This is a genomic window from Mesorhizobium sp. LNJC391B00 (assembly GCF_000502535.1).
GTDB lineage: Bacteria > Pseudomonadota > Alphaproteobacteria > Rhizobiales > Rhizobiaceae > Mesorhizobium.
On sequence record NZ_AYWI01000003.1, the window covers coordinates 440,919 to 461,185 of the forward strand.

Below are 20,267 nucleotides of genomic sequence, written 5' to 3' on the forward strand. Positions count from 1 at the left end.
AAGCCGGGTCAGGCTTACTGCTTGAACAGCGCCAGGATCGACTGCGAGTTGCCGTTGGCGATCGACAGCGACTGGATGCCGAGCTGCTGCTGGACCTGGAGGGCCTGCAGCCGCGTGGATTCCTTGTTCATGTCGGCGTCGACCAGCGCGCCGACGCCCTTGTCGATGGAGTCCGAGAGGTTCGACAGGAAGCTCTTCTGGGTGTCGATGCGCGACTTGGCGGCGCCGAGATAGGCGGCACCCGTGGACAGCTTGGCAAGCGCCGTTTCAACGGCGCCGAGTGCGGTGTCGATGGCCGCCGGGAGGACCTGGGTGGTGCTGGGATCGAAGAAGGTCGTCGCCAGCAGAGCGCCGACGATGCCGCCAGTGCCAGGAAGATCGAGAACCTGCGTGTCGGCCGCCTTGACGTCGATGGTGTCGATGGCGACGGTCGTGCCGGTGCGGTTATAGGACGCGACGATCTTCAGGTCGGAGGTCGCAGCAGCGTCGTTCTGCAGCAGGTTCGAGCCGGCATAGGAGGCGTTGGTGACCGACGACTTGATCTGGTCCTGGATGGCCTTGATTTCGGTCGCGATCTTCTGCTGGTCGTCCTTGCTGGCGCTGCGTGCAGTGACCAGCTTGGCCTTGATCAGGTCGACCTGGTCCTTGATGTCGGTGATGGCGGTGTAGGCGGTATCGACCTTGCCGGCGCCGAGGCCAAGCGCGTCCTGAACGGCCGAAAGCGCCTTGTTGTCGGACTTCATCGTGGTGGCGATCGACCAGTAGGCGGCGTTGTCGCTGGCGGTGGCGACGCGGTAGCCGGTCGAAATGCGTGACTGGGTGGTTTCAAGCTGCTTGTTGGTGTTGTTCAGGCTCTGCAGCGCGGTCAGAGCCGAAGCGTTCGTCATGATGCTAGCCAAGATATTTACCCCTTTTCAAACACTGGCGTGTCCCGAACACGCCGGATCAACTTCATCAAGGGGGTAGGCATAAGCCCATCGACCGTATGGTCTGCCCGCCATGGAATGGTTAACCATGACTACCGGGATATGGTTAACGGCCTGTTAAACCAAGCCATTCAGGGCGCTGGCCAAGAGCAAAAATCGGCAGCCATTCAGCAAGACAATCAACAGCCGCAAAAGAAATCGGGCCGCGCTGTTGGCGCGGCCCGACGGATGGTGTCAGTCGTAATGTCGAGAGATCAGCCGCGGAAGAGCGACAGGATCGACTGCGAGTTGCCGTTGGCGATCGACAGCGCCTGGATGCCGAGCTGCTGCTGGACCTGCAGGGCCTGCAGCCGCGTCGATTCCTTGTTCATGTCGGCGTCGACCAGCGCGCCGACGCCCTTGTCGATCGAGTCCGACAGGTTCGACAGGAAGCTCTTCTGGGTGTCAATGCGCGACTTGGCGGCGCCGAGCGAGGCAGCGCCGGTGGACAGCTTGGCAAGCGCGGTTTCAACAGTGCCGAGCGCGGTGTCGATGGCGGCGGGGGTAACCGCCGTGGTGCTCGGGTCGAAGAAGGCAGCGGCGAGCAGGCCGCCGACGATGCCGCCCGTGCCGGCGACATCGAGAACCTGCGTATCGGCTGCCTTGACGTCGATGGTGTCGATGGTGACGGTCGCGCCGGTACGGTTGTAAGCCGCAACGATCTTCAGGTCGGACGCAGCGGCAGCGTCGTTCTGCAGCAGGTTCGAGCCGGCGAAGTTGGCGTTGGCGACCGAGGACTTGATCTGCGCCTGGATGGCGTTGATTTCGGTCGCGATCTTCTGCTGGTCTTCCTTCGAGGCGCTACGGGCAGTGACCAGCTTGGTCTTGATCAGGTCGACCTGGTCCTTGACGTCGTTGATGGCGGTGTAGGCGGTGTCAACCTTGCCGGCGCCGAGGCCGAGGGCGTCCTGCACGGCCGAGTTGGCCTTGTTGTCGGACTTCATCGAGGTCGCGATCGACCAGTAAGCGGCGTTGTCGGAAGCGGTGGCAACGCGGTAGCCGGTCGAGATGCGGGCCTGCGTCTGCTCGAGGGATTTGTTGGTGTTGTTCAGGCTCTGCAGCGCGGTCAGCGCCGAGGCGTTCGTCATGATACTGGACATGGCTACTCGTACCTTGATTTTTACAGGGTGTTTTTGACATACCGGCTTTTCCGGTATGACGGAGCGGCATCATGCCAATGATCGTGAGACCCGATCACCCGCCATCTGCGAGCAATATGCGGGCAAGTCCCTACCAAAGGGCTAAACGGGACGGTTAACCGGAAATATATTGCATAAAACTTTAGCAAGGCGCCAACGGCGCGCGGACGGTCAGGTGAAGGAGCGCACCAGGCTGCCGACAAGCAGGTTCCAGCCGTCGATGAGGACGAAGAACAGGATCTTGAAGGGCAGCGAAACGACGGTCGGCGGCAGCATCATCATGCCCATGGCCATGGTGATGGTGGCGACGATCAGGTCGATGACGAGGAACGGCAGCACGATCAGGAAGCCGATCTCGAAGCCGCGGCGGATTTCGGAGATCATGAAGGCCGGCACCAGGATGCGCAGGTCGACGGTGTCCCTGGCAACGACCTGGCCGCGTTCGCGGGCGAGATCGGCGAACAGGTCGAAGTCCTTGTCGCGGACATTGTGCAGCATGAAGGTGCGGAACGGGTCCGAAATCTTTTCGAACGCCTCGGTCTGGCTGATCTGGTTGTCCATCAGCGGCTTGACGCCGGTGTTCCAGGCCTGGTCGAAGGTCGGCGCCATGACGTAGAAGGTCATGAACAGCGACAGCGAGATCAGGATCAGATTGGCCGGCGTCGACTGCAGGCCGATGCCGGCGCGCAGGATCGAGAAGGCGATGACGAAGCGGGTGAAGCTCGTCACCATGATCAACAGGCCCGGCGCCACCGACAGCACGGTGATCAGACCGAACATCTGGATGATATAGCCGACGGTGGCGCCNGGTGGCGCCGTCGGCCTTGCCGATGCCGCCGAGATCGAGCTGCTGGGCGGCGGCGACAGAGGTGGCGGCGACGACGATCGCGGCGGCGAGGACGAGTTTTCTCATTCGAGCAGCAATGTCCTGATCAGAACCTGTTTGGCATGGCCACCGCTGCGGATTGCGGCGCGCTCCTCGAGGTCGGCTTTCAAATGCTGGTAGCCGCTGGCGCCTTCGATCTGATGCATCTTCAGGGTGCGGACCATGGCAAGCAGGTCCTGGTGAATGCTTTCGGTAAGTTCCGGCGGCTGCGGCGCATCGTAGACCACCGACGCTTCCAGCCTTATCCAGGTGTCGGCAGGCGAAGCCAGATTGGTGGTGATCGGCGCCAGCTGGACAAGCGTCGGCCCGGTGCCGGGCGCATGTTCGGCCGCCTTGCTCGGTTGCTCGGCGTTGGACTGGTTCTCGGGCGCGGCGGGCACCGGCACCGGTCCCCCGACGCCCTTCAGATAGCCGCCGGACATCCAGCCCATGCCGATCGCGGCGCCCGTCATCGCCAGCAGCATCGCAAGCTGGATGACAAGCGACGGGCCCTTTTTTTGCTGAACCTGTTCGACATTTGCCACGGCGCCGTTCTCCAGTCCTAAAAGGGGAGGACTTGGTCGAGGATCTGCTGACCGTAAGCGGGCTGCTGGATTTCGCTGACGCGGCCGCGGCCGCCATAGGAGATGCGCGCCTCGGCGATGCGTTCATAAGAGATGGTGTTTTCAGCGCCGATATCGGATGGACGCACCATGCCGGCGATGGTCAGCACCCTGAGCTCGTAATTGACGCGCACCTCCTGTGAGCCCCGGATCATCAGATTGCCGTTGGGCAGGACTTCGGTGACGACGGCGGCGACGTTGAGCTCGAGGTTCTCCGAGCGCTTGATTTCGCCGTCCGCATTGGTTTCGGTGGTGGAGCTCAGCCCCGCGTCGCCCTTGCCGCTGGTGGTGGCACCTTCCCATCCGAGGTTGACGTCATAGCCGAGCTTGCGCCCGGCGGTGCGGCTGCGGTCGTTCTGGTTCTTGAAGTTGGCCTTGTCGTTGAGCTTGATCCTGACGGTGAGGATGTCGCCATCGCGCAGCGCGCGTGGGTCGGTGAACAACCGGCTCTGGCGATCATCCCACAGCGAGAATTTCTTCACTGGCGCGGGTGGCGTTTCGGGATAGGAGTAGGGCGCATTGACGCTGCCGGTAATGCCGGCGCCAACCGGCGACAGCGCCGGCTCCCTGCCGATCTCCCTGGGGTCGGAGGCGCAGCCGGCAAGTGAAGCGGTGGCGACCAGGGCTAGTATATGCGACTTCATGACGGGTCTACCCTTCGCGCCGCGCTGGCCATAATGCCGGTGAGCGTGGCTGCCGCCTTCTGGTCCATTTCGTTGAGAATGACGCCGGCCTTGCGCGAATCGAGTTTCATCAGGATGGCGGCGGCGAGATCGGTGTTGACCATGGCCAGGCGCTCGGCCGCGGCATCCGGTTTCATGCCGGCATAGATCTTGACGACGCCATCCTCGGCGCGGGCCAGGAAAACTTCACGCCGCTTCAGCCATTGCTCGTATTCGGCGCGCTTGTCGTCCAGCGCCTTCATGCGCTGGTCGATGCCAGCCTGCAACTGCTTCAACTCTTCGGCCTGCAGCGCGTAACGGCGGTCGCGGGCGGCGTCGGCGATGTTGGAGCAGAAGCGCTGGATCTCGCTTTCATCGGGCACCTTCTCGCGGACCAGCTGCTGCACTGCCGCCGGCTGTTGCCCGCCAGGAAGAACCTGCCGCACCGCTTCTTCCGCGCGAACAGTGCCGCCGGCAAGGACGGTGGCGGCGATGACGCAAGCTGCCAAGGCTGCGCTTCGGCGGTGCTGCTTTTGGGAAAAGAAATCGATCATCGGCATGGCCTATTGGAGAACCAGATCGGCCTGCAAAGCGCCGGCCGACTTGATGCCTTGCAAAATGGCAATGATGCCGTCCGGCTTGACGCCGAGACGGTTGAGGCCCGACACCAGCGTTTCGAGGTTCGGTCCGTCGAGCACATTGACGCGGGCGTCAGGCCGCGTGGCATCGATGGTGGTGAAGGGTTCCTCCGCTGTCACGCCCTTGGAGAACGGTTCCGGCTGGACGATCTTCGGCTGTTCGGTGATGCGCACGGTGAGCGTGCCGTGGCTGATCGCCACCCGCGAGATCTTGACCTCGTTGCCGATGACGATGGTGCCGGTGCGTTCGTCGATGACGACGCGTGCCGGCGTGTCGGTCTCGACCACCAAATTCTCGATCTCGGCGTAGAAGCGCGCCGCCGAAACATTCTTCGGCCGCCTGATCTGCACGGTACGTGCATCGCGCTCCGCCGCCACGCGCATGCCGAAGCGTTGCGAGGTGTAGCCGTTGATGGCGTCGGCGATGCGAACGGCAGTGGAGAAATCGGGGTTGCGCAATTGCAAGGTGAGCAGCGCCTGGTCCTCGAATTCGGCGCGCACCGTGCGCTCGACGATGGCGCCGTTGGGCACGCGGCCGGCCGTCGGCACGCCCTGCGTCAGCTTTTCGGCATCGCCTTGGGCAGTGAAGCCGGAAACGATGACCGAGCCTTGCCCGACAGCATAGATCTCGCCATCGGCCGCCTTCAGTGGCGTCATTATCAGCGTGCCGCCGGCAAGCGATGTGGCGTCGCCCATGGAGGAGACGTCGATGTCGATGCGGGCGCCCGACTGCACGTAAGGCGGCATGTTGGCGGTGACGATGACGGCGGCGACGTTCTTGGCCCGCGCGCTGCCACCTTCGGTGGCGATGCCGAGATTTTCGAGCATGGCGCGGATCGACTGTTCGGTGAAGGGCGAATTGCGCAGGCTGTCGCCCGATCCGGCGAGGCCGATGACGAGGCCGTAGCCGACGAGCTGGTTGTCGCGCGAAGCCTGCAGCTGCGCAATGTCCTTGATGCGCGATGCGACCTGGCCGGGTGGCAGAGAGCTTGGGCCGTTGGAGACCCTGAACATGCGGTTGGTGGTGGCCGGATCGTATTCGGGATCGACAAAGGCGCCGCCATTCTGGCCGGCAAGATCGCGCTTTTGCTTCGGCGTAAGACCGTCGGCCAGCGCCGGCTGCAGGCCGACAACGGTCGCGAGCAGAAGGGCAGCTCCGCGTCTCATGACGCGCTGACCCGGATGGTGCCGTCAGCCATCACCGTGCCGGAAAAGATCTTGCCGCTGTCTGTGTTGCGGACCTTTATCAAATCGCCGGCGGCACCCGGCTGCAGCGACACCGCCGTGGCCGAAATGGTGAGGTCGCCGGCGATGAAATAGACCTGCACGTCGGCGCCCTGTTCGACCAGCCAGGCGTCGCGGATGGCGGCGACCGGGATATAGCGGCCGGGCAGCAGCGTGCGCTTGGCGACCTTGCCCTGGAGTTCCATGGCCCGCGTGGCGACCGCATCTGGCCTGTGCTTGCCGGGGAGCAGCGTCACCGGTTTCAGCACGCCGGTGTCGATCATCTCGCCGGGATAAATGACCCGGTTGGGGATCAGAACGATCTCGCCCGTTGCCTGACTGCTCGCGACCTGAGTGGTGGTCTGCTGGTCTGCGCTCTCCTGGGCAAACGCCGGCACACCGCCGGCCACCAGCGCCAGGATCAGCGCGGTGCGGCAAAGCGCGGAGCGGAAGGCCGGAGAGACCATCAAATCTTACCTGATGTTCTTGGACACGACGGAGGCCATGTCGTCGGCGGCCTGGATGACCTTGGAGTTCATCTCATAGGCGCGCTGCGCCGAGATCAGCTCGGTGATTTCCTTGACCGGATCGACGTTGGAGGCCTCGAGATAACCCTGCTCGACCGAGGCGAAGCCGGGATCGCCGGGCACGCCGACATTGGCCGGGCCGGAGGCCGGCGTCTCCTGGAACAGATTGTCGCCGAGCGGCGCGAGGCCTGCTTCATTGGCGAAGTTGGCGAGCTGCAGCTGGCCCAGCAGCTGGAGGTCGGTCTGGCCGTCGATGCGGGCAAAGACCTGGCCGGTCTTGTTGACGACAACTTCGATGGCATCGGTCGGCACGGTGATGGCCGGGATGACATTGGCGCCGTCGACGGTCACCAGCTGGCCGGTGGCGTTGGTGTTGAAGGCGCCGGCGCGGCTGTAGAGCGTGCCGCCGTCGCCGCCCTCGATCTGGAACCAGCCTCGGCCGGTCAGCGCCATGTCGAAACTGTTGCCGGTCGAGGTCAGTTCGCCCTGGGTATGGACGTTGCGCACCGCCGTCGTCTTGACGCCAAGGCCAATCGACACGCCTTCCGGCACAAGCGATGAATTGGAGCGGTTGGGCACGCCCTGTGTGCGGTCGACCTGGTAGAGCAGGTCGGAGAATTCGGCGCGCGCGCGCTTGTAGCCGGTGGTGTTGATGTTGGCGATGTTGTTGGCGATCACTTCCAGATTGGTCTGCTGGGCATTCATGCCGGTCGCTGCGATGGCGAGTGCTTTCACGGCAAGTCTCCTCAGATGCCCATACGGCTGATTTCGAGATAGGCGGAGACGACCTTGTCGCGGATGGCGATCGTGGTCTGCAGGGCCTGCTGGGCGCTCATGACGGCGTCGACGACCTGACGGGTATCGGCGTGGCCCTTGAGCGCCTGGATCGAGACCTGCTCGGCGTTCTGCAAGGTGTTGACGGTCTTTGAAGTAGCTTGGCTCAGCGCTTCGGCGAAGGTGGCGCCGATTTCGCTGCCGGCCATCGGCGCCCTGGTGCCCTGGAACAGGTCGGTCGTGGTATCGGCGCCACCGATCTCCGGCTTGAGGGGAAGCGATCCGATACCGCCAATGCCGCTGATCATTACTGGTTCCTCATCAGGTCGATGGTCATGGAGATCAGATCACGCGCCTGCTTGATGACCTGAAGGTTGGCTTCGTAGGAGCGGTTGGCCTCGCTCATGTCGGCCATCTCGACCAGCACGTTGACATTGGGCATCTTGACGTAGCCCTTGTCGTCGGCGGCCTCGTTGCCGGGCTGGAATTCGACGGGAAAGTCGCTGGGGTCGCGGTCGATGGAGTTGACCTCAACTGTCGTGCCACCCGAGGCACGGTCGAGTTCCGAGACGAAACTGATGGTCTTGCGGCGATAGGGGTCAGCGCCCGGGGTGTTGCCGGTCGACTGCGCGTTGGCGAGATTTTCCGAGACGACGCGCAAGCGGTCCGACTGGGCGCTGAGGCCGGACGCGGCGATCTTGAGGGCTGAGGTCAAGGGGTCCATTGTCAGCTCTTCACCGCCATCATCATCATCGAATGGAAGGCCTTGACGATCGCGGTGTTGAGCTCGAAGGAGCGGCGGACCTCGCCGGCCTTCATCAGTTCGTTCTCGACCACCACCGTGTTCTTCGAGGGCATGATGGCGCCGGTCGTCTCTTCTGGCTTGACCGTGAAGCCGGCATTGGTGGCGGCAGTGCCGAGGTGGCCTGCCTGGGTGGCGGTCAGCGACACTGCCGTGCGGTCGAGCACCTTCTCGAACGGCTCGACATCGCCGGCGGTGTAGCCGGGCGTGTTGACGTTGGCGATGTTGCCGGCAATGGCAGACTGGCGCACCGACAGCCATTGCGACTGTTTGGCGGCGAGATCGAAAAGATTGACGGGCTCCATGGGGATCTCCGGGCTGGTACGAACAAGACTAGGCTGCCAGTCTTGCGCGGACCTTGCGCGGCTCGGGGGTGAATCCGGTGTGCCGCTATTTGGAGAGTTCGATCACCTGGTCGGTGCTGGTGACCATGACCCACTTGCCGCCCCGTTGCTCGATCGACGAGACGACGCTGGAGTCGGGCAGCTTCGAGCCGCGCTGGACGATCCACAGGCCGGCATCGTCCTCGATCATGGCGCGGCCATTGGCGACATGAACCATGCGAAATTTGGGATCCGCCGGGAAGGGCTGCTCGTCGACGCCGGAAGGCTGGGTCCTATCCTCGGGATCCTGCAGCGTGCCGGTGGCGAACAGGTCGACATCGGGAACATCGTTTGCCGTCAGCGGCTGACCGCTGTTTTCCATCTGCGAACCGCCGCTGACCCGCCCTGCATTGGTGCCGCTGCCGCCGAACTTGATCGCCTGCACGCCGAACTGGTCCTGATTGAAGAAGATATACCAGGGAAACAGCGCGCAGATCAGGCCGAGCGTGATGCCGAGCGCGGCAAAGACGATATCGCTGCGGCGGTCGGATTTCTTGTCGAGCCTGGGATATTGCGGCCTTGGCGGCTGCGGCCATTCGGTGACCGGGAACAGCCCGTCAAGAAGCGAGTCACGACTGGTCTCGATCGCTTCTTTGGGGCCGGCGCGAGAGGTCCTTGGCAATGCAGGCTTGACGACGCTGGGCAAGGCAGGCTCGGCCAAGCGAGGCACAGTGGACTCGACTACGCTGACTACCCTGGGCAAGAATGGCCTGGCGGCCCTGGCCAGAATGGCCTCAGCCTTGGTGGCCTTGTCGAGATCGGCCTTTGCCCTGACAGCTCTCGCTTCGTTGGCCCGGGCTTCCTCGGCGGCACTGGCCTGTGCGATCATCTCGCGCAAAAGCCGCTCGGTGTACTGAAGCTCAGTCTCCTGCATCGACACTTTGCTTGCCTTTCAGATGACGGGCGAGGTCGGAGAATGCGTCGCTCGAGGCGCGATCCCTGGGCGACTGCGTCAGCGCCTCGTAGATCAGCGGCACCTGGCGCACGGCAATATCGAGCTCGGCATCGGCGCCGCCCTGATAGGCGCCGAGCAGGCGGATGTCGCGCGTGTCCTCGAAGCGCGAGATCATCGATTTCAGCCTGGTCACCAGCATGCGTTGCTCGGGGCTCCATGCCTTGTCGGCGAGGCGCGAGATCGACGACAGCGGATTGACCGGGGGGTAGCGGCCCTGTTCGGCAATGGCGCGGTCGAGCACGACATGGCCGTCGAGGATGCCGCGTACCGAATCGGCGACCGGGTCGTTGTGGTCGTCGCCGTCGACCAGCACCGAGATGATGGCAGTGATTGATCCCTGTCCTTTGACACCGGGGCCTTCAGCGCCCGGGCCAGCGCGTTCGAGCAGCTTGGGCAGATCGGTGAAAACCGAAGCGGGATAGCCGCGGGCGACCGGCGGCTCGCCGGTGCCGGTCGCTACCTCGCGCAGCGCATGGGCAAAGCGGGTAATCGAATCCAGCACCAGCAGCACGCGATGGCCCTGGTCGCGAAAATGTTCGGCAACGCGCATGGCGGTATCCGGCGCGCGCCGGCGCATCATGGCGCTCTCGTCACTGGTGGCGACGACGGCGACCGTCTTGGCCATGCTCTCTGCGCCGATCGTGTCTTCGAGGAATTCGCGTACCTCGCGGCCGCGCTCGCCGATCAGCGCCACGACCACGGTGTCGAAGGCGTCGGCGCCGGCCAGCATGGCGAGCAGCGTCGACTTGCCGACGCCGGAACCGGCAAAGACGCCGAGGCGCTGGCCGAGGCAGAGCGGCGTGAAGATGTCGATGACCTTGACCCCGGTCGTGAAGGCGGTGCCGACGCGCTGCCGCGCCATGGCGCCGGGCGTTGTGCCGTCGCCGCTCGCAGCCTCGCCGATCCTGATCAGCGGCGGGCCGCCGTCGATGACGCGGGTCAGCGCGTCGATGGCGCGCCCACGCCACGAAGCATGCGGCGTTACCGTCAGCGGGCCGCGGCGAAACACGGCGTCGCCGATGCCGGCGTCGGCGCTGCGTTCGAAAGGGGCGATGACGACTTCGTCGCGGCCGATCCTGACGATCTCGCCGCGGCGCGTGCCGGCATTGCCGCGCTGTTCGACGAGGTCGCCAAGCCTGGCGACTTCAGACAGGCCGCGCACCTTGTAATGCGTTGGCGAAACCTCCGAAACACGGCCGCCGCGCCGCAGCAACGTCTCGGTGTCATCGAAGCGGCGCCAGATCCGCTCCAGCGCAGCCAGCCGGTTTTCCGGTGCTGTCTCCGGTTGCCGTTCAAGCGCGCGTATCGATGATTTGCTGCTCGACATGCTGCTACGACTTGGAGCCGAGCGTCTTGATGGCGTCGTCGGTCGAGGCATCGGTCTGGCGCATCAGCGCCGCCGTGTTCTCGAAGGCGCGCTGGACCATGATCAGGCGCGTCATCTCCAGCACCGGATTGACGTTGGATTCCTCGACATAGCCCTGCGCGACGCCGAGATCGGAACGGTCGGTGACCGGCTCCGGCGCACGCGCGGGCACGATGCCAGAATTGCCGTAGCGGACGAAATTCGGGCCGGGATCGAAATTGAACAGGCCGATGGCGCCGACGAGCTTGTCGCCCTGGCGCAGCGAGCCGTCGGCGCCCGCCTTGGGTGGGCCGTCGCGCGGGTCGAGCTGGATCGGCGCACCGCCGGCGTCGAGCACCGGATGGCCTTCGAGCGACATCAACTCGCCGTTCTCGTTCATCGAAAAGCGTCCGTCGCGCGTCATCACGGTGCCGGCCGGGGTGTCGATGCCGAACCAGGCATCGCCCTGGACGGCGAAGTCGAACGGGTTGCCGGTCTGCGTCATCGCGCCATGCGCGCCGGACAAATAGGTCTTGCCGGAGGAGGCGAAGGACACCGATTTGGGGCCGCTGCCGGAGACGACATCCTCGAACTTCACGCCGGTGGCGCGAAAGCCGATGGTCGAGGCGTTGGCGACATTATCGGCGATGGTGTCGAGACGGCGCTCAAGCGCGATCTGCGAGGAAAGGGCGACGTAAAGGCTGTCCTGCATGGTGTTCTCAGAATCTCAGTTTCTGCATGGCCATCATCAGATCGGTCGAGATGCCGACGGTGGTCGGCTGCGCAAACAGCACACCGATCGATGTCTGGGCGGTCGAGGTCGGATGATTGATTTCCCAAAGGCTGGTGAAGCGGGTGAGGAATTTCTCGAGCTTGGCCGGGTCGGTGAAATCGGTGAGGTCGAGCTTTGCCTCGAAGGCCTGCGCCTGCTTGTCGATATCTGCGGCAGCGAAGGAATCGGGCAGGCCGATGGCGGTGCGTACCACGCTGGCCAGGGCCGTGTCGGCCAGCACGTCGTACCAGTTGGTGATGGTCGAGGCCTTGCGCTCGAAATAGAGCGCCAACCGCACGCCCTCATTGGTCTTGCCGGCGTCTTCTTCCAGGGTCTGGCGCATGTATTTGTCGACCACCGGCTGCTGCGACGGGCTGCGGGTCGTTGCCGCTTCACCGTAGGCCTCGAAATTCAACGAGGTGGCGAGCCTGGCATAGGCCTTGTTGGAGAGCTTGTTGGCGACACTGGCGGGATCGCGGACACCGCCCTCAAGGACATCACGGACGAGATCCTTGTTGGTGGTCGCCGGATCGAGCCTGCTTGCGGACAGAGCATAGTTATAAAGGCGGCTGTCGGCCATCAGGTCGTCGACCGATTTCACCTTGGTGATGTTGGCGAGGTAGTAGCTGGTCTCGGCCTGGACGGCGTCCGCATTCGGCTTGATGAGGCCAAGACTGGACTCGGTCGTGTAGAGCTTCGGCGTGGTCTTCAGCACCGCGTCGCGCGTGGTCGTCTGATCGCCATACTGGGCAAAATCAAAGGCGCTGACGAAGTTGGCGTAGCTCTTGTCGGTCAACAGGTTGGCGGGACTCAACGGATCGGTGACGCCGCCATTGACCATGGTGCGGATCTGCTTCGTCGTCTGGGTCGATGCATCAAGCCCATAGGCAGCCATGGCGAAGGTCAGCAGGCGCTTGTCCTTCAGCAGGTCTTCGATGGACTTCACCTTGGAGATGTTGGCTGCGTAGTAGTCGGCCTCGCCCTTGATGTATTGCGCGGTCGGCTTGACGAGCAACAGTCCGGTTCCGCCGATCACAGCCTTCGGCACCGCCTGCTGGACGGCGTCGCGCGCCGTAGCCTGGTCGCCATATTGGGCAAAGTCGAAAGCCGCGACGAAAGCCGCATAGCCCTTGTTTGTCGACGTGTTTGCGGGGCTGTTCGGGTCGGTGACGCCGCCTTCCAGCATGGCCCGCACGGTCGCAGCCGGCTCGGCGTCGGCGTCCAGGCCGAACGCGGCCATCGCATAGGTGAGCAGGCGATCGTTGCCCATCAGGTCGTCGATCGATTTTACGTTGGAAATGTTGCTCAGGTAGTACGAGGTTTCGCCCTTGTAATAGGTGAAGCCGTTCTGCGAAGGGCCGACCGAGACCTGGAGACCATAATTGTTGGTCACGCCCTGCTGCGCCGAATTGTAGCTCGTGGCATTAGGGCCCAGGGCGGCGAAATTGAAGGCCGACACGAACTCGGCATAACGCTTGTCGCTCAGTTTGTTGGCGAAGCTGTCGGAATCCGACACCCCTTCCTTCAGGGCTTTGACCATGAAGGCCTTGGCGTAAGCCATGTCGCCGAGACCGAAGGCCTTCATGGCATATTTGAACAGCCGGTCGTTCTTTACGAAATCGTCGATCGATTTCACGCTGCCGATGTTGGCGAGATAGTAGTCGGTGTCGCGCTTGGTGATCGGCTCCGCCTCGATGCGGTCGATCGCCTTGGGGATGTCCCTGGCGATGAGCTGGTAGCTGGTAAAAGTGCTCAACACGACATGCCTCCGGTCGCAGCTTCAAAAGCAAGAGTATGCGGACTTGCTTGCGCGAGGCTGAATCGCCTCACCTTGCATGATTCAAGCCTCACACAAGGCACGGGGGCTATCGGTTAGGCCTGACGTGATGCGGAAGGATCTGGCGTGGGCATTCTGATCGGACTTGTGGTGACGCTCGGCTGTGTTCTCGGCGGCTTCATGGCCATGGGCGGCCATCTGCATGTGCTGATGCAGCCTTGGGAAGCGGTGGTCATCTGTGGCGCCGCACTTGGCACCTTTCTCGTCGCCAACCCGATGAAGACGGTCAAGGACACCGGCAGGGGTATCCTCGAAGCGTTCAAGCAGGCGGTACCGAAAGAACGCGACTATCTGGAGACGCTGGGCGTGCTGCACAGCCTGATGCGCGAACTGCGCTCGAAGTCGCGCAGCGAGGTCGAGGCGCACATCGACAATCCGGAGGAGTCGGCGATCTTCCAGGCGTTCCCGACCGTGCTGAAGAACCACGACCTGACGAATTTCATCTGCGACTACTGCCGCATCATCATCATCGGCAATGCCCGCTCGCATGAGATCGAGGCGCTGATGGACGAGGAAATCCAGACCATCAAGTCCGACAAGATGAAGGCCTACCATGCGCTGGTGGCGGTGGGCGACGGTCTGCCTGCGCTCGGCATCGTCGCCGCCGTGCTCGGCGTGGTCAAGGCGATGGGCGCGCTCGACCAGTCGCCCGAAATCCTCGGCGGCCTGATCGGCGCCGCCCTTGTCGGAACCTTCCTCGGCATCTTCCTGTCTTATGCGGTGGTCGGACCGGTTGCCACCAAGATCAAGACGGTGCGCGAGAAGAAGAATCGCCTCTATATCATCGTCAAGCAGACGCTGCTTGCCTATATGAACGGCGCTCTGCCGCAGGTGGCGATCGAGTTCGGCCGCAAGACCATCTCGTCCTATGAGCGGCCGACGATCGATGCCGTCGAGCAAAGCACGATGAACACAGCTTCCGCCGAGAAGAAAGCGGCTTGAGCCATGCATGAAGACAGACAGGACCGCACGCCGTCATGACAAGTCCTGGCAGCCCCTCGCAAGCCCGCTCGCTGATCATCGAGCGTCTGGTCGGTGAAAGCGGTGAGGCCGCTCACGTCATCGGCACCGGGCGCTCGATGGGGGAGCGCGCACTGCCGCTGCTGCAGAAGAGCCTGGCCGGCGAGCTCGGTGCACCGGTCACCGTCGACCTGCGCACGGTCGAGATCAGCCGTGTTCCCGATGCCCGCACGAATGCCGGCGATGCCTTTGCCATGGCCATCATAGCATCGCCGACGTCTTCGGATGCGATGACGCTGGTGGCTGATGCGCCGGCCATCGCCGTGATGGTGTGCGCGCTGTTCGGCGGCGATCCGGATCAGCCGGTTTCGCCGATCGAGCGCGCTCTGTCGCAGATCGAGACCGATGTCGCGACCACGGTCTTCCAGGAAGTTGCGCAGGCGTTGAACGGATCAGGCCGGCGCTCGCTCGAGCTGCGGCTGCCGGTGCCGCGGGCACTTTCGGGCAGCGAAGCCAAGCGCCGCGTGCTGCGCGATGGCGCGGCGGTGCGCATCGTCTTCGGCATCTCGACGCCGACCGACAGCGGAACGGTCACGGTGATGATCCCGCAGCGCATCCTGCTGGCCACACGCGGTATCGCCGATGTCCACGACAGCGAAGGCACGACCTCCGACTGGCGGGCACGTTTTTCCGAAGAGGTGATGCGCTCGACGGTGACGCTCGAAGCGACCATGCCGTTGGCACGCCTGACGCTCGGCGACCTCGCCGGCTTCGAGCCGGGCCAGATCATCGAGTTCGAGGCAACCGCGCAGTCGCAGGCCAAGCTGAGCGCGCGCGACAAGACGCTGTTTGTCTGCGAGTTCGGTAAACTCGGGCAGAACTACACCGTCCGGATCAGGCATCCTTACGATGCCGGTCAGGATTTTATCGATGGGCTCATGCCGGGCTGACGCCGGGCAAGCCCAAGCATTTGGAGACGACTGATGGCCAAGACCAAGGTGGAAGCCAATATCGACCAGCCGGACGAACAGCTCGACCGCGCCATCGAGGAATTGCGCGGTGTCCTCCAGGAGGAGGAAAAGCGGCCCGACGCCGCCTTGCGGGCTGCCACGTCCGGCGCCAATTCCAACATCATCATGAGCATCCCGGTCGATGTGCAGATCATCCTCGGCAGTACGGAAATGCCGGTGTCGGACCTGATGGCGCTGCAGAAGGGCTCGACGGTGGCGCTCAACCGGCGCATCGGCGAACCGGTCGATGTCGTGGTCAACGGCCGCAAGATCGCGCGCGGCGAGATCACCGTGCTGGAAAGCGATCCGTCGCGCTTCGGCATCAGGCTGACCGAAATTATCGCGGCGACCAAGGGCGCTTGAGCAATGAATGACATGCGGTCTCAGCAGGAGCGGATGCCATGACGACGCCGGTGACGCTCACGCGCCCGCAAAAGGCCGCCGCCATCCTGGTGGCGATGGGCAAACCTTCGGCCAGCCGGCTGCTGAAATTCTTCAAGCAGGAAGAACTGAAGGCACTGATCGAAGGGGCGCGGCTGCTGCGCACCATTCCGCAAAGCGATCTTGAACGCATCGTCGCCGAATTCGAGGCCGAGTTCACCGAAGGCGCGGGCCTGCTCGATTCCGCCGACCGGATGGACACGATCCTCAATGAATCGCTGTCGCCCGAAGAGATGAGCGCCATCATGGGCGACAAGCGCTTCGAGGTTGCGCCGGAAGGACCACCGCCGATCTGGCCGCAGCTGGAAAAGCTCGAACCGACGCGTCTGGGCGCGTTCCTTGCCACCGAGCATCCACAGACCGCGGCCATGGTGCTGTCGAAGCTTGCGCCGCAGGCCGCCGCCAACATTTTGCTGACCATGGAAAAGCCGATGCGCAGCGAGATCATCAAGCGCATGGTGACGATGGCGACCATTCCGGACGCGGCGACCAGGATCATCGAGAACCAGCTGCGCGCCAGCGTGCTGGCGCAGACAGCGACCAAGGATATCTCGGCCGGACAGGCGCGCGTCGCCAGTGTGCTCAACGAAATGGACAAGCCGCAGCTGGAAGAGGTCATGCAGGATCTGGAAGAGGCCGGCACGCCGGACCTCGGCGGTGTCCGCTCCAGGTTGTTTGCCTTCGACGATCTGCCGCTTTTGACGCAGAAGGCGCGGGTGCTTCTGTTCGACGGGCTGTCGACCGAACTGATTACGCTGGCGCTGCGCGNCGCTTTTGACGCAGAAGGCGCGGGTGCTTCTGTTCGACGGGCTGTCGACCGAACTGATTACGCTGGCGCTGCGCGGTGCACCACCCGCATTGACGGTATCGGCGCTCTCGGCGATCGGCGCACGGTCGCGGCGCATGATCGAGTCCGAGCTCGGACAGGGCTCGGAAGGCATTCAGCTTGCCGATATCATGACGGCGCGCAAGAACATCGCGGTGGCGACAATCCGGCTTTCGCGCGAGGGGGCTTTCGAACTGCCCTCGTCGCAGCAGAGCGAAGCGGCTTAACGCCGAGAGCTGAATGGCTGAAGCGGCGGACAAAGACTCCAAAACCGAAGACGCGACCGAAAAGAAGATCCGCGACACCATCGAACAGGGCAAGCTGCCCCATTCCAGGGAGGCCGCACTTCTGGCGTCCTTCATCGCCATACTGGTGTTCACCGTCTTCTACGCCAAGGACGCGGTCGTCAATCTCGGCATGTTCCTGTCGATGTTCCTGGAAAAGCCCGAGGCGTGGCCGATGGACACCGAGACCGACGTCATCGCGCTCTACAAGACCGTGATGATGGAAATAGGCAACGCCGCCGTCAGCCTGCTGGTCCTGCTGGTGGTGGCCGGCATCGGCGCCTCGGTGCTGCAGAACATGCCGCAAGTCGTCGGCGAGCGGATCCGGCCGCAACTGTCGCGCATCTCGATAGCCAAGGGCTGGACCAGGATGTTCGGTATTCAGGGCTGGGTAGAATTCCTGAAATCGCTGGGCAAGCTCGGCTTCGCCAGTATCGTGCTCTACTTCACGCTGTCGCAGGACTACCGCCAGCTCCTGGCCGGCATGATCACCAACCCCGTCGCTTTCGGCCTCGTCATCAAAAGCATCACCGTCGACATATTGGTGGCGATCGTCTTCGTCATGGGGCTGATCGCGGCGGTCGACGTCGTCTGGTCGCGCTTCCATTGGAAGCAGGATCTGCGGATGACCAAGCAGGAGGTCAAGGACGAGTTCAAACAGTCCGAGGGCGACCCGATCATCAAGTCCCGGCTGCGCTCGCTGGCGCGCGACCGGGCGCGCAAGCGGATGATGACGGCGGTGCCGCGCGCGACGCTGATCATTGCCAATCCGACGCACTTTTCCATCGCGCTCAGATATGTCCGCGACGAGGATTCAGCACCCCTGGTGCTGGCCAAGGGCCAGGACCTGGTTGCGCTCAAGATTCGCGAGATCGCCAAGGAGCACAACATCCCGATCTTCGAGGACGTGGCGCTCGCCCGCTCCATGTACAAGCAAGTTTCGGTTGATAGCGTGATCCCGTCGCAATTCTACCAGGCCGTCGCCGAACTGGTGCGGATCGTCTACTCCAAAAAGGCTGAGCGGAGACAAATTTCATGAACCGCCAACCGCACGCAAAATCCCGCGAACTCATTGTCGCCAAGGCCATCGAGCAGGTGGTCGACGAGTTGCGGCTGATCGATGTCGCCGACTACATCGCTTTCATCCGGCTCGAGCATTTCGCTTGCCTGTCGGATCTGGTGGATTCGGCGGTGGAGCTGTTCTTCCTGCCTGGCACGCTCAGGCTCGGCCATGGCGGAGAGGCACATGTCGACTGGAGCGGCAGCCCGCGCATCGTGCTCGATCTCGAGCTTCGGCCGCCGGGCGTCACCGTCTATTTCCAGCTGACGCTGAGCGAGGAGAGGTCTTCGGTCGCGGTCAACTATGTGTCGTTCGAGAAGCCCGGCGAAGACCCCGAGCACAACACCGCCTTGCTGGAGACGGTGATCGAAGAGGCGCGCATTCGCCGGACCGAGCCGCTCGCCTATCGCTGATTTTCTTTCGCAAGCCGAATCGCTGGACGCTGACTACTCGATCAGCCCCAGCCGCAGCGCCTTGGCCACCGCCTGGTTGCGGTTGACCGCGTTAAGCTTCTGCGTCGACTGGGTGAGATACTGGTTGGCGGTGTGGACCGACAGCTTCAGCAGCCTGGCGATCTCTTCGCTGGTGTTGCCGTTGGCGGTCAGCTTCAGGCACTCCAGTTCACGCTTGGAGATCGACCGCATCCGGCCGGCATCGTTCGGACGAATTCGGGCGACGGCGGCGAACAGCGAAAAACAGCGGGCGTGGATTTCGTAGAGCGTGTCCTCCGGCAAAGCGATCGTCGAGCCGAGGAACACCACCAGCCCGCAATGGCCCCGATCGGCATGGACGGGAAAGGCAATGCCGTTGGTGCCCGGCGCCAGCGGCGCCGTCCGCTCCGCCCAGGCGAGGTTCTGGAAGACGGCGTCCGAGCCGGCGATGCCGTCGTCCGCCCACCAGCGCGGCGCTGTCGAGGCGCCGCTGTGGTGCACCATCTCCTCGCCATTGGCGCCGGCGATGAACTTGGTTGTCACCGCGGTGGCGGGATAGTCGGAATCGAAGCTCGGCACCAGGCGCGCCCGTTCCGGCGAGGGGCTGACGAAGTAGAGGCCGAAGGCCGACGCGTTGATGTCGACGGCGATCCAGCGGCAGCGGCGCACCGCGTCCGGGATGGTAACGGCATGGTGCGTCTCGGAACCGATGGAGAAGGCGCCGAACGGATTGCGCTGCTCGTTGAAAAGGGCTTCGGCCGCCGCCTTGATGTCAGCGTGTTTCAAATGATGCCGCTCCTGATCGCCGTGGCGATGGCCATCGCGCGGTTCGAGGCCGCGAATTTCTGGATGGCGTGGGTGATGTAGCTGTTGACGGTGTTGGACGAGACCCCGAGGATCACCGCGACCTCATCGGTGGTCTTGCCTNCTTGCCTTCAGACACCCAGAACAGGCATTCGCGCTCACGGTCGGACAGCGGGTCCTGCATGGCGGCGGCGGCGATCAATTGCGGGATAGCGGACAGCGCGTAGCAGCACTTCAACTGAGCCTTCATCAGCGCCGGCTGGTCGATACTGCCGGCCTCGGCCGCCGAGAAAAGCGCAAACAGCCGCTGGCGACCGACATTGAGCCGCAGTGAATAGACTTCGGCATGGCCAAGCACGTCGAGCAGGCGCGCCTCTTCGCCGGTGAGCAGTCCGCCGGCGTCGGGCGCCGCGGCGGCGACCAGTGGCCTCGGGCGGATGCCAGGTGCAACGGTCAGCGGTCCCTGGGCAAGGCCGGCGATCAGCCGCTTGCCGATCAGTTCGATGGCGTCGAAGATCCAGTTGGATGAGACGATGCGGGCGTCGTTGCGATCTTGGTCGTGGACGATGGCGACGAGCATGTAGCTGTCGGCGCCGATCTCGGCGGCAAGCTGCATGAAAAAGGAGGTGAGATCGCCGCGCGATTCAAGGCGCGAGCCTAACGTATCGGATTGGAGAAGCGCGGCGGAACTGCTCATTGGATGCTTTGGTTGTATGTCATGGCCGGAGTCTTTTCTTGAGCCCGGACGCTGGGGCTAGCAGCGGCCGAACTTGAAGACGCATCACGTTTACGAAGCACTCACACGGCGCGGCGGTCGCGCTGATCGCCGAATCCATTCAGGGAACGCGAAGCCGTCCGCGTCTGGTGCCGGTCATTTGCCGGAACTTGAGACTTTGGGTGGTCGCCGCGCCCCCCAAGGACCGGCTGATTCGGGTCTAAT

At 63.6% G+C, this 20,267-nt stretch carries 21 protein-coding genes and 3 pseudogenes; 6 read left to right on the plus strand and 18 right to left on the minus strand.

Features of this window, described 5'->3' with window-relative positions; translation table 11 throughout:
* Positions 1-14 precede the first annotated feature (14 nt).
* The 16 genes and pseudogenes from X750_RS154895 to X750_RS154825 form a co-directional block, all read right to left on the minus strand.
* The gene (locus tag X750_RS154895) at positions 15-899 is read right to left on the minus strand and encodes a flagellin (RefSeq protein WP_023683302.1); all 885 of its coding nucleotides are present in this window, start codon (positions 897-899) and stop codon (positions 15-17) included.
* A 281-nt stretch (positions 900-1,180) separates the two neighbouring features.
* Positions 1,181-2,065: a flagellin gene (locus tag X750_RS154890; protein ID WP_023683303.1), complete on the minus strand. Its 885-nt coding sequence runs from the start codon at positions 2,063-2,065 to the stop codon at positions 1,181-1,183.
* 210 nt (positions 2,066-2,275) lie between these two features.
* Positions 2,276-3,017 (minus strand): annotated as a pseudogene (fliP, locus tag X750_RS01000000162775) (flagellar type III secretion system pore protein FliP).
* Positions 3,014-3,514, minus strand: a complete 501-nt coding sequence (locus tag X750_RS154885) for a flagellar basal body-associated FliL family protein (protein ID WP_023686347.1) — start codon at positions 3,512-3,514, stop codon at positions 3,014-3,016. Before X750_RS154885 ends, fliP begins: the two are co-directional and overlap by 4 nt.
* 17 nt (positions 3,515-3,531) lie before the next feature.
* Complete coding sequence (gene flgH / locus X750_RS154880) at positions 3,532-4,236, minus strand: flagellar basal body L-ring protein FlgH (RefSeq protein WP_023686346.1); 705 nt, start codon at positions 4,234-4,236, stop codon at positions 3,532-3,534.
* Positions 4,233-4,814, minus strand: coding sequence for a MotE family protein (locus tag X750_RS154875; RefSeq protein WP_023673653.1), 582 nt, complete (start codon positions 4,812-4,814; stop codon positions 4,233-4,235). Before X750_RS154875 ends, flgH begins: the two co-directional genes overlap by 4 nt.
* Before the next feature lie 3 nt (positions 4,815-4,817).
* Positions 4,818-6,059, minus strand: coding sequence for a flagellar basal body P-ring protein FlgI (locus X750_RS154870; RefSeq protein ID WP_023683306.1), 1,242 nt, complete (start codon positions 6,057-6,059; stop codon positions 4,818-4,820).
* Positions 6,056-6,583, minus strand: a complete 528-nt coding sequence (gene flgA, locus X750_RS154865) for a flagellar basal body P-ring formation chaperone FlgA (RefSeq protein WP_023714018.1) — start codon at positions 6,581-6,583, stop codon at positions 6,056-6,058. The genes X750_RS154870 and flgA overlap by 4 nt, the downstream gene beginning before the upstream one ends.
* A 6-nt stretch (positions 6,584-6,589) precedes the next feature.
* Positions 6,590-7,378 carry a flagellar basal-body rod protein FlgG gene (gene flgG, locus X750_RS154860; protein WP_023673650.1) on the minus strand — a complete coding sequence of 263 codons (789 nt, stop codon included), beginning with the start codon at positions 7,376-7,378 and terminating at the stop codon, positions 6,590-6,592.
* 11 nt (positions 7,379-7,389) lie between these two features.
* Entirely contained in the window at positions 7,390-7,725 is a 336-nt protein-coding gene (locus tag X750_RS154855; protein ID WP_023683308.1) for a flagellar hook-basal body complex protein FliE, read from the minus strand.
* Complete coding sequence (gene flgC, locus X750_RS154850; protein WP_023683309.1) at positions 7,725-8,141, minus strand: flagellar basal body rod protein FlgC; 417 nt, start codon at positions 8,139-8,141, stop codon at positions 7,725-7,727. Before flgC ends, X750_RS154855 begins: the two co-directional genes overlap by 1 nt.
* A 2-nt stretch (positions 8,142-8,143) precedes the next feature.
* Positions 8,144-8,524, minus strand: coding sequence for a flagellar basal body rod protein FlgB (gene flgB / locus X750_RS154845; protein WP_023683310.1), 381 nt, complete (start codon positions 8,522-8,524; stop codon positions 8,144-8,146).
* A gap of 85 nt (positions 8,525-8,609) precedes the next feature.
* Complete coding sequence (locus X750_RS154840; protein ID WP_031242748.1) at positions 8,610-9,476, minus strand: hypothetical protein; 867 nt, start codon at positions 9,474-9,476, stop codon at positions 8,610-8,612.
* Positions 9,463-10,884, minus strand: a complete 1,422-nt coding sequence (gene fliI / locus X750_RS154835; protein WP_023686339.1) for a flagellar protein export ATPase FliI — start codon at positions 10,882-10,884, stop codon at positions 9,463-9,465. Before fliI ends, X750_RS154840 begins: the two co-directional genes overlap by 14 nt.
* Positions 10,885-10,888: 4 nt before the next feature.
* Positions 10,889-11,614, minus strand: a complete 726-nt coding sequence (gene flgF, locus X750_RS154830; RefSeq protein ID WP_023671749.1) for a flagellar basal-body rod protein FlgF — start codon at positions 11,612-11,614, stop codon at positions 10,889-10,891.
* Between the two features lie 7 nt (positions 11,615-11,621).
* A complete protein-coding gene (locus X750_RS154825) occupies positions 11,622-13,433 on the minus strand; it encodes a DUF1217 domain-containing protein (RefSeq protein WP_023747164.1) in 1,812 nt (603 codons plus the stop codon).
* Positions 13,434-13,577: 144 nt separating this feature from the next.
* Here X750_RS154825 and motA point away from each other — a divergent pair, with 144 nt between their 5' ends.
* The 6 genes and pseudogenes from motA to X750_RS154800 all read left to right on the plus strand — a co-directional run bounded on the left by motA (position 13,578) and on the right by X750_RS154800 (position 18,505).
* Positions 13,578-14,453, plus strand: a complete 876-nt coding sequence (motA, locus tag X750_RS154820) for a flagellar motor stator protein MotA (RefSeq protein ID WP_023671751.1) — start codon at positions 13,578-13,580, stop codon at positions 14,451-14,453.
* A gap of 35 nt (positions 14,454-14,488) precedes the next feature.
* On the plus strand, positions 14,489-15,421 hold the full coding sequence (locus X750_RS154815; RefSeq protein ID WP_023747165.1) for a FliM/FliN family flagellar motor switch protein: 933 nt from the start codon (positions 14,489-14,491) through the stop codon (positions 15,419-15,421).
* A 33-nt stretch (positions 15,422-15,454) separates the two neighbouring features.
* On the plus strand, positions 15,455-15,844 hold the full coding sequence (gene fliN / locus X750_RS154810) for a flagellar motor switch protein FliN (RefSeq protein WP_023683477.1): 390 nt from the start codon (positions 15,455-15,457) through the stop codon (positions 15,842-15,844).
* Positions 15,845-15,882: 38 nt separating this feature from the next.
* Positions 15,883-16,975 (plus strand): annotated as a pseudogene (locus X750_RS01000000162780) (flagellar motor switch protein FliG).
* A gap of 13 nt (positions 16,976-16,988) precedes the next feature.
* Complete coding sequence (gene flhB, locus X750_RS154805; RefSeq protein WP_023747168.1) at positions 16,989-18,071, plus strand: flagellar biosynthesis protein FlhB; 1,083 nt, start codon at positions 16,989-16,991, stop codon at positions 18,069-18,071.
* Complete coding sequence (locus X750_RS154800) at positions 18,068-18,505, plus strand: hypothetical protein (RefSeq protein WP_023671756.1); 438 nt, start codon at positions 18,068-18,070, stop codon at positions 18,503-18,505. The genes flhB and X750_RS154800 overlap by 4 nt, the downstream gene beginning before the upstream one ends.
* 33 nt (positions 18,506-18,538) lie before the next feature.
* Here the strand turns inward: X750_RS154800 and X750_RS154795 are convergent, their stop codons facing one another.
* Both X750_RS154795 and X750_RS1000000167500 read right to left on the minus strand, forming a co-directional pair.
* Positions 18,539-19,309, minus strand: coding sequence for a helix-turn-helix transcriptional regulator (locus X750_RS154795; RefSeq protein ID WP_023747169.1), 771 nt, complete (start codon positions 19,307-19,309; stop codon positions 18,539-18,541).
* Positions 19,306-20,024 (minus strand): annotated as a pseudogene (locus X750_RS1000000167500) (LuxR C-terminal-related transcriptional regulator). Before X750_RS1000000167500 ends, X750_RS154795 begins: the two are co-directional and overlap by 4 nt.
* Positions 20,025-20,267: the final 243 nt, after the last annotated feature.

Excerpts from the sequence above, each read along its gene's own strand:
- X750_RS154815 (WP_023747165.1), top strand. The coding sequence starts at position 14,489 with ATGACAAGTCCTGGCAGCCCCTCGCAAGCCCGCTCGCTGATCATCGAG.
- X750_RS154855 (WP_023683308.1), bottom strand. The coding sequence starts at position 7,725 with ATGATCAGCGGCATTGGCGGTATCGGATCGCTTCCCCTCAAGCCGGAG.
- fliI (WP_023686339.1), bottom strand. The coding sequence starts at position 10,884 with ATGTCGAGCAGCAAATCATCGATACGCGCGCTTGAACGGCAACCGGAG.
- flgA (WP_023714018.1), bottom strand. The coding sequence starts at position 6,583 with ATGGTCTCTCCGGCCTTCCGCTCCGCGCTTTGCCGCACCGCGCTGATC.
- X750_RS154840 (WP_031242748.1), bottom strand. The coding sequence starts at position 9,476 with ATGCAGGAGACTGAGCTTCAGTACACCGAGCGGCTTTTGCGCGAGATG.
- fliN (WP_023683477.1), top strand. The coding sequence starts at position 15,455 with ATGGCCAAGACCAAGGTGGAAGCCAATATCGACCAGCCGGACGAACAG.
- flgH (WP_023686346.1), bottom strand. The coding sequence starts at position 4,236 with ATGAAGTCGCATATACTAGCCCTGGTCGCCACCGCTTCACTTGCCGGC.
- flgF (WP_023671749.1), bottom strand. The coding sequence starts at position 11,614 with ATGCAGGACAGCCTTTACGTCGCCCTTTCCTCGCAGATCGCGCTTGAG.
- X750_RS154800 (WP_023671756.1), top strand. The coding sequence starts at position 18,068 with ATGAACCGCCAACCGCACGCAAAATCCCGCGAACTCATTGTCGCCAAG.
- flhB (WP_023747168.1), top strand. The coding sequence starts at position 16,989 with ATGGCTGAAGCGGCGGACAAAGACTCCAAAACCGAAGACGCGACCGAA.
- X750_RS154875 (WP_023673653.1), bottom strand. The coding sequence starts at position 4,814 with ATGCCGATGATCGATTTCTTTTCCCAAAAGCAGCACCGCCGAAGCGCA.
- flgC (WP_023683309.1), bottom strand. The coding sequence starts at position 8,141 with ATGGACCCCTTGACCTCAGCCCTCAAGATCGCCGCGTCCGGCCTCAGC.
- X750_RS154890 (WP_023683303.1), bottom strand. The coding sequence starts at position 2,065 with ATGTCCAGTATCATGACGAACGCCTCGGCGCTGACCGCGCTGCAGAGC.
- flgB (WP_023683310.1), bottom strand. The coding sequence starts at position 8,524 with ATGGAGCCCGTCAATCTTTTCGATCTCGCCGCCAAACAGTCGCAATGG.
- X750_RS154870 (WP_023683306.1), bottom strand. The coding sequence starts at position 6,059 with ATGAGACGCGGAGCTGCCCTTCTGCTCGCGACCGTTGTCGGCCTGCAG.